General features: G+C 68.8%; 7 protein-coding genes. 4 read left to right on the forward strand and 3 right to left on the reverse strand.

The genetic code is table 11. From position 1 onward, the window contains the following. Positions 1 to 47 precede the first annotated feature (47 nt). Positions 48 to 593, reverse strand: a complete 546-nt coding sequence (locus tag Voc01_RS07600) for an ArsR/SmtB family transcription factor (protein ID WP_203926572.1) — start codon at positions 591 to 593, stop codon at positions 48 to 50. 53 nt (positions 594 to 646) lie between these two features. Between Voc01_RS07600 and Voc01_RS07605 the strand changes: the two genes are divergently transcribed. Further along, positions 647 to 1,906, forward strand: coding sequence for an MFS transporter (locus tag Voc01_RS07605; RefSeq protein ID WP_239160027.1), 1,260 nt, complete (start codon positions 647 to 649; stop codon positions 1,904 to 1,906). Positions 1,907 to 1,947: 41 nt separating this feature from the next. Here the strand turns inward: Voc01_RS07605 and Voc01_RS07610 are convergent, their stop codons facing one another. After that, positions 1,948 to 2,433, reverse strand: coding sequence for a GNAT family N-acetyltransferase (locus Voc01_RS07610; RefSeq protein WP_239160028.1), 486 nt, complete (start codon positions 2,431 to 2,433; stop codon positions 1,948 to 1,950). A 172-nt stretch (positions 2,434 to 2,605) separates the two neighbouring features. On the opposite strand from Voc01_RS07610, the gene Voc01_RS07615 reads away from it, so the two are divergent. Then, on the forward strand, positions 2,606 to 2,809 hold the full coding sequence (locus tag Voc01_RS07615; RefSeq protein WP_203926574.1) for a cold-shock protein: 204 nt from the start codon (positions 2,606 to 2,608) through the stop codon (positions 2,807 to 2,809). Between the two features lie 647 nt (positions 2,810 to 3,456). Further along, positions 3,457 to 5,082, forward strand: a complete 1,626-nt coding sequence (gene groL, locus Voc01_RS07620) for a chaperonin GroEL (RefSeq protein WP_203926575.1) — start codon at positions 3,457 to 3,459, stop codon at positions 5,080 to 5,082. Positions 5,083 to 5,161: 79 nt separating this feature from the next. On the opposite strand, the gene Voc01_RS07625 is transcribed toward groL, so the two are convergent. After that, positions 5,162 to 5,581: a hypothetical protein gene (locus tag Voc01_RS07625; protein ID WP_203926576.1), complete on the reverse strand. Its 420-nt coding sequence runs from the start codon at positions 5,579 to 5,581 to the stop codon at positions 5,162 to 5,164. An 83-nt stretch (positions 5,582 to 5,664) separates the two neighbouring features. On the opposite strand from Voc01_RS07625, the gene Voc01_RS07630 reads away from it, so the two are divergent. Beyond that, positions 5,665 to 6,792: a dipeptidase gene (locus Voc01_RS07630; protein WP_203926577.1), complete on the forward strand. Its 1,128-nt coding sequence runs from the start codon at positions 5,665 to 5,667 to the stop codon at positions 6,790 to 6,792. The last annotated feature ends 4 nt before the right edge of the window (positions 6,793 to 6,796 follow it).

Raw genomic sequence — 6,796 nt, forward strand, 5'->3', positions numbered from 1 at the left:
GGCGGAGAAGGGGGCGTCGGAGGGCGACAGCAGAGCGCTGCGAGGGCTCACGCTGGTTGGTCGCGGCTGGGGTCTTCGTGCACCGCGACGAACACGGAGTAGGGGCGGCCCTCGGGTGCCAGGGGCAGTTCCGCGAAGTGCATGATCACCTCGTGCAGGCGGTCGCGCAGGTCCCGGTGCTGCTCGGGGGTCAGCCGTAGGCCCAGGCGCGTGAAGAGCGCGTCCTGCGTGAGGTCGACGCCGCGGAGCTCGTCGACGAACGCCTCGATCATCGCCGGTGTCGACCTGTGCTCGTCCATCGCCCACGACTTGCCGGTGGCGAGGTACGGCACCTCGCGGGAGCCGCGCTTGCCGCGTCGCGGCGGCCTCGCCTCCAGGAACCCGGTGTCGACGAGCGTGCGGACGTGGTGCAGCACGGTGGCCGGGTTCGCGTCGAGCCGCTCGGCGATCTCCTTGTTGGTGAGCTCCCGGTCGAGGCACATGCGCAGGATCCGCAGCCGCACCGACGACGCGAGCGCCTTCGCCTCGGCCTCGGTGGCGGCGCGGCGCTCCGGCCATCGACGGGCCGCGGGCAGGTACTCCGGTGCGTTCATCGCCCTCAGCCTAACTGGTTGACTTTTCCCAATCAGTCGATGACGCTGTGCCGGTGAAACACCGCTTCGGCCTGCTCCGCGAACACGACTTCCGGCAGCTGTTCGTCGCCGACACGATCAGTCAGGTCGGCACGCAGGTCACCCACATCGCGTTGCCGCTCGTGGCGATCCTCGCGCTCGACGCGTCGCCGCTCGAGGTGGGCGTGCTGGCCGCCTGCGAGACCGCGGCGTTCCTCCTCGTGGGACTGCCGGCCGGTGCCTGGGTCGACCGGATGCGCCGCCGCAGCGTCCTGATCTTCGGTGACGTCGCCCGCGCCGTCCTGTTGGGTTCGGTGCCCGTGGCGTGGTGGGCCGGCACACTCACCATGCCGCAGCTGTACACCGTCGGCTTACTTCTCGGTGTGTTCACCGTGTTCTTCGACGTCGCGTACCAGAGCTACCTGCCGCACCTGGTCGGCCGCGACAACCTCGTCGAGGGCAACGCCAAGCTGGAGGCGGTGCGCGGGGTCAGCCACGTCGCCGGTCCCACCGCCGGTGGGTTGCTGGTGCAGTGGCTCACCGCGCCGGTCGCGATCGTCGCCGACGCGGTCAGCTTCCTGCTGTCGGCGGTCTTCGTCGGGCTGATCCGCAAGCGCGAGCCGAAGCCCGAGCCGGCCGCCGACCGGCACCTGGGCCGGGAGATCGGCGAGGGGCTGCGCTTCGTCCTCGGCAACCGGTTGCTGCGGTCGATCGCGATGTGCACCGGCAGCTCGAACCTGTGCACCTCGATCGCGATGACCATGTTCCTCGTGCTGCTCGCCGACGAGCTCGACGTGCCGGCCGGCACCATCGGTGTGCTCATGTCGACCGGGTCGATCGGCGGGCTGGTCGGAGCGTTCGCCGCGATGCGGATCGCGCGGTGGCTGGGGCAGGGCCCGACGATCTGGATCTCGATCGGAACGACGGCTCCGTTCGGTCTGCTGATGGCGACCGTGCAACCGGGGTGGAAGCTCTGGCTCGCCGCGTTCGGTTTCGGCGCGATGATGTTCGGCGCCGTCGTCTACAACATCGCGCAGGTGAGTTTCCGGCAGGGCCTCACGCCCGAGCGGCTGCTCGGCCGAATGAACGCCACGATGCGGTTCCTGGTGTGGGGCACGATGCCGGTCGGCGGCCTGCTCGGCGGTGTGTTGGGTGCCCGGGTCGGCGTGCGGGAAACCGTCATGATCGGCATGGTCGGTGGGTGCCTGGCGTTCCTTCCCGTCTTCTTCTCGCCGCTTCGCACCATGCGCGAACTGCCGAGGGGTGACGAGCGGGAAGCGGCTCCTGTCGGCTAGCCGCACAGTTCGGTCAACGTGATTGACGAAACGACCTGCCGCTATGCGGGCCGCACCATCTCCAGTTCCATGAACGGTGTCAGGTAAGGGTGCGGGTGGCGGTTGCCGGTCGCGGTGAATCCCAGCTTTTCATAGGCACGGATCGCGCGGTGATTGCGCTCCATCACTTCGAGCAGCAACTCCCGGCGGCCGGCGTCCTTGGACCATTCCGCCGCCGCGTCGACCAACCCTTTCAACACCCCCTGCCCGCGGACGGCCGGAGTCACGTAGGCCATCACCAGACCGGTGTAACCGCGCTCGTCCACGACGCCGAGATGGCCGACGAGAGCGCTGTCCCGCACCGCGACGAACAGCGTTCGGTCAGGTTCCGTCACCCAGCCCCGCACACGGTGGTGGTATTCGCCGAGGCCCCTCGCGACCGCGCGGTCGAGCGTGTCGAGATACGCCAGTGGGGCGTCGGCCAGCATTTCCAGCCGCAAACCCCACAGCTGGGGACCGTCATCAATGTGAGCCTGCCTGATGCGCACCCCGCTTTCCTACGTGTGCGACACCCGGATTGCAACGTCGAAGTGTCCGAATCAGGGGAGTGCGGCGTTGGGAACGCTCGTGTAGCGTGCGTTTCGGCGCTGCGACCGCTGCGCCGGGCGGCGAGCCGGGAATGGGCGCGGCGCCAGCACCACCGAAGTGAGGAAGTGCACCGTGGCACAGGGCACCGTCAAGTGGTTCAACAGCGAGAAGGGCTACGGTTTCATCGCGGTCGACGGAGGGCCGGACGTCTTTGTCCACTTCTCCGCGATCCAGATGGACGGCTACAAGCTGCTTGAGGACGGACAGCGCGTCGAGTTCGAGATCGCTCAGGGCCAGAAGGGGCCTCAAGCTGAGAAGGTACGCGTCATCGCCTGAACCCTGCTCGCACCACTGACGGGGCACCGCTTCGCCGCCCTCTGCTGAGGGGTGGAGGTCGGTGCCCCGCGTGGTTGTAAGACCAGTTGTAGGACCAGTTGTAAGACCACCTGTCGGAGACACGTGTTGGAAGACATGTGCCGAAGACGTGTGTGGAAGGCGTGCGTAGACGACGTGCGTGGAAGATGCAGACCAAAATGTTGATCGGGATCGCTGTTTGCGGTTGGAAAGTACGGCCACTTTCCCCGGAAGCAGCGATCTTTCCGTTTGCGGCCCCGATAGGGGCATCCGATGACGCCGTCCGGTTCGATGCCGGGGTAGCGGGCTCCGGATAGGGGCGCCCCACCGTCCGTTCATCGCGGTCTCCTTGCACTCGACCGCCGAGAGTGCTAAACAAGACCTTGGCACTCGCTGCTGCCGAGTGCCAATCAGGTCGGTGCGGTAGGGCCACCGATCGCCGGTTCGCCGGCGGTGGGAGGCCAGTCGTCGCGGGCTGTCCGCCCCGGCCGGCGGATCGTCGGGCACTGTGTGCCCCGGGCTTGCGCCCGGGTGCCATGGCGCGCGCGATCCGGCGACAAGGTGGATACCTAGGCGGTGCGCCGTTGTGTTCTTGGCGGGCCGCGAACTGTCCAGGAGGACAACGCCGAATGGCCAAGATTATCGCGTTCGACGAAGAGGCGCGCCGTGGCCTCGAGCGGGGCATGAACGTCCTCGCCGACGCCGTGAAGGTGACGCTCGGCCCCAAGGGCCGCAATGTCGTACTCGAGAAGAAGTGGGGCGCCCCCACCATCACCAACGATGGTGTGAGCATCGCCAAGGAGATCGAGCTCGAGGACCCGTACGAGAAGATCGGCGCCGAGCTGGTCAAGGAGGTCGCCAAGAAGACCGACGACGTTGCCGGTGACGGCACGACGACGGCGACCGTCCTGGCCCAGGCGCTGGTCCGCGAGGGCCTGCGCAACGTGGCCGCCGGTGCGAACCCGATGGCCCTGAAGCGTGGCATCGAGGCCGCCGTGGCGGCCGTCGCCGAGCAGCTCGCCGGTCTGTCGAAGGAGGTCGAGTCCAAGGAGCAGATCGCTTCCGTGGCGTCGATCTCGGCCGGCGACGCGAGCGTCGGCGACATCATCGCCGAGGCGATGGACAAGGTCGGCAAGGAAGGCGTCATCACCGTCGAGGAGAGCAACACCTTCGGCCTCGAGCTCGAGCTCACCGAGGGTATGCGCTTCGACAAGGGCTACATCTCGCCGTACTTCATGACCGACGCCGAGCGCATGGAGGCCGTCCTGGAGGACGCCTACGTGCTCATCGTCGACTCGAAGATCTCCGCGGTGAAGGACCTGCTCCCGGTGCTGGAGAAGGTCATGCAGTCGGGCAAGCCGCTGCTGATCATCGCCGAGGACATCGAGGGCGAGGCGCTGGCCACCCTGATCGTCAACAAGATCCGTGGCACCTTCAAGTCGGTCGCCGTCAAGGCCCCCGGCTTCGGCGACCGCCGCAAGGCGATGCTGGGTGACATCGGCTTCCTCACCGGCGGCCAGGTCATCAGCGAGACCATCGGTCTGAAGCTCGACGGTGTCACGCTCGACATGCTCGGTCGCGCCCGCAAGGTCCAGGTGACCAAGGACGAGACCACCATCGTCGACGGCTCCGGCGACCAGGAGCAGATCGCCGGCCGGGTCGCGCAGATCCGCGCCGAGATCGAGAAGAGCGACTCCGACTACGACCGCGAGAAGCTCCAGGAGCGGCTCGCGAAGCTGGCCGGTGGCGTCGCCGTCATCAAGATCGGTGCTGCCACCGAGGTCGAGCTCAAGGAGCGCAAGCACCGCATCGAAGACGCGGTGCGTGCGGCCAAGGCCGGCGTCGAGGAGGGCATGGTCCCCGGCGGTGGTGTGGCGCTGGTGCAGGCCGGCAAGAACGCCTTCGAGAAGATCGACCTCCAGGGCGACGAGGCCACCGGTGTGCAGATCGTGAAGCTGGCGCTCGACGCCCCGCTGCGGCAGATCGCCGTCAACGCGGGCCTCGAGGGTGGCGTCGTGGTCGAGAAGGTCCGCAACCTGGAGCCCGGCAAGGGCCTCAACGCGGCCAACGGTGAATACGTCGACATGCTGTCGGCGGGCATCATCGACCCGGCCAAGGTGACCCGTTCGGCGCTGCAGAACGCCGCGTCGATCGCCGCGCTGTTCCTCACCACCGAGGCCGTCGTCGCCGACAAGCCGGAGAAGACCCCGGCCCCGGCCGGTGGCGCCCCCGGCGGCGGAGACATGGACTTCTGATCCACGAGTAGTCCGTAATACAAACCGACAGCGGGCGGGTCGCGAAAGCGACCCGCCCGCTGTCGTGTCGGTGTCGGCTCTACCGGGGTTGGTTGCCCCGCTTCTTCGCCATCGACGTCGGTGAAGCGCCGGTGCTGGACGAGGACTTCGTCGACGTCTTCGGCGCGGTCTTCGTCGCCGCCCCGGCGGCCTCCTGCGCGGGCGACATCGAGGTCGGTGGCGTCCCGGACCGGCCGGTGTCGTCCGGGGTGGCGCGCATGTCCTCGCCCATGCCGGTCAGCCCCATGTCGGCACTGGTGAGGCCGTTGGCGCCCAGCGTGCCGTGTGCGGCCGGTGAGGACGGGGTCGACGTCGAGTACGTCGCCGGGCTCGACGTGCTGCTACCGGAGTGCGTGCCGGACTCCGAAACGGTGTGCGAGCCGGACTCCGAGGTGTAGTGCGAGCCGTAGCCGCCGGCGTCATCGTCGTCGGTGAAGTCGTACGGTTGGTTCCTAGCCATGTGGTCTCCCCCTTCCAGGAACAGCCTCACCGTAGAACGCGCCTCTCGGCCGCCGCGCAAATATCGATCTACTGTGGTTCTCCATGGACGAGCGCATCCGGCGGCTCCTCGCCGCGGCACCGGTGATCGACGGTCATAACGATCTGCCCTGGCAGTTGCGCCGGCGCCGGATGAGCGGCAACCCCGATGTCAACCGTGACCTGTCAGCCGACGGGTTCCACACCGACCTGCCGCGGTTGCGTGCCGGTGGGGTCGGTGCCCAGTTCTGGTCGGTGTACGTGCCGTGCGACGTTCCCGGTCACGAAGCGGTGACCGCGACGTTGGAGCAGGTCGATCTCGTCCACCGCCTGATCGCCCGGCACCCCGACCACCTCGCGCTCGCGACGACCGCCGACGAGGTGGAGAAGGCCCGGGGCGAAGGCCGGGTCGCGTCGTTGCTGGGCGCGGAGGGCGGGCACTGCATCGCCGACTCGCTGGGGGCGCTGCGGGCGTTGCACCGCCTCGGCGTCCGCTACCTGACCCTGACCCACAACAACAACACCGCGTGGGCCGACAGCGCCACCGACGAGCCCGCGCACGGTGGCCTCACCGACTTCGGCCGCGACGTGGTGCGGGAGCTGAACCGGCTCGGGATGCTCGTCGACCTCTCGCACGTGGCGCCGGCGACGATGCACGCCGCGCTCGACGTGTCCACCGCGCCGGCGTTCTTCTCCCACTCCTCGGCGCGGGCCCGCTGCGACCACCCCCGCAACGTCCCCGACGACGTCCTGGAACGGGTGCGCGCGTCGCAAGGGGTGGTGATGGTGACGTTCGTCCCGGGGTTCCTCACCGAGGAGTGCCGCACGTGGATGGCCGACTCCGTCCGGGCCGAGGCCGAGGTCGGCTTCGAGTACGCCTCCGCGGAGGCCGAGGCCGCCCGCGCGGCCTGGCTCGCGGCGAACCCGCGCCCGCCGTGCGACCTCACCGACGTCGCCGACCACATCGAGCACGTGCGATCGGTGGCCGGCGTCGACTGCGTCGGCCTCGGTGGCGACTTCGACGGCGTGGGCGCCCTGCCCGACGGGCTCGGCGACGTGAGCACGTACCCGGCGCTGCTCGCCGAACTGGCCCGGCGCGGTTGGACCGACTCCGACCTCGGCAAACTGACGTGGCACAACGCGATGCGCGTCCTGCGCGCGACCGAAGCCGCCGCGGGGACCGTCGCGGGTTAGCCCC

The sequence above is a fragment of the Virgisporangium ochraceum genome, from assembly GCF_016863655.1.
GTDB classification, from domain to species: domain Bacteria; phylum Actinomycetota; class Actinomycetes; order Mycobacteriales; family Micromonosporaceae; genus Virgisporangium; species Virgisporangium ochraceum.

What these genes read in the sequence shown, in the direction of transcription:
- Voc01_RS07600 (WP_203926572.1), bottom strand. Translation starts at nt 593, where the DNA reads ATGAACGCACCGGAGTACCTGCCCGCGGCCCGTCGATGGCCGGAGCGC.
- groL (WP_203926575.1), top strand. Translation starts at nt 3,457, where the DNA reads ATGGCCAAGATTATCGCGTTCGACGAAGAGGCGCGCCGTGGCCTCGAG.
- Voc01_RS07625 (WP_203926576.1), bottom strand. Translation starts at nt 5,581, where the DNA reads ATGGCTAGGAACCAACCGTACGACTTCACCGACGACGATGACGCCGGC.
- Voc01_RS07630 (WP_203926577.1), top strand. Translation starts at nt 5,665, where the DNA reads ATGGACGAGCGCATCCGGCGGCTCCTCGCCGCGGCACCGGTGATCGAC.